Annotated in this window: 2 protein-coding genes; both read left to right on the top strand. The window is 66.7% G+C overall.

Annotated features, from left to right (window positions below):
* On the top strand, window positions 1-206 hold a 206-nt coding region (locus JCM25156_RS28320; protein ID WP_025814468.1), incomplete at its 5' end, for a hypothetical protein.
* 35 nt (window positions 207-241) lie between these two features.
* The coding region (locus tag JCM25156_RS19425; RefSeq protein ID WP_025814466.1) for a histidine phosphatase family protein at window positions 242-669 on the top strand (428 nt) is incomplete at its 3' end.

The following is a 669-nucleotide window of genomic DNA, read 5'->3' as shown; positions in this document are numbered from 1 at the left end:
CCGCCGGGGCGCGGCTCGTCTCGGGCGAGCCCTCGCATGAGGGCATGGACCCCACCGGACGCCTGCGCCGGGAGGCCGGGAACGTGGGCCGGATTCTTGACAAGGTGGGGCTGATCCTGCGGCACTGGTCCCGGCTGGACAGCGCCGATCCGGTGCAGACCTACCTGCCACGTGGCTGGCAGGCGCGGGCCATCCTGCCCGCCTGACAGGTGATGATTTTCTTTCCAGACGGATTTCGCGTGTGACAACCCAGAACAATCACGGCAATTTTCTCGATACCCCGCAGTTGCAGCAGGGGATTACCCGCTTCTGGCTTATCCGCCATGCCCTGGTGGAACAGAATGCCCGCATGCACCTGTATGGCACGATGGATGTGCCCCTGTGCCCGGACAGCCTGGTGGCCCAGCGGCGGATGTATGAATCCCTGGCCCATCGCCTGCCGCGTCCGGCGTTGTGGTTCACCTCCCCGCTGTGCCGGACGCAGCAGACCGCCCGCGCCATTCAGGAAGCCGGATATGGCCCCCACGAATGGCAGGTCGAGCCGGGCTTTATCGAACAGTCCATGGGGGAGTGGCATGGCATTACCCACGACACCCTGCCCGACAGGCTGAGCCTGCCCGCCCATCCGTTCTGGTCCGTGGGGGCGACCGAACTGCCGCCGGCGGGGGA

Source organism: Komagataeibacter kakiaceti JCM 25156, from assembly GCF_000613305.1.
Note: the sequence above shows the minus strand (reverse complement) of the source record. Positions and strands in the feature narration are given on the sequence as shown.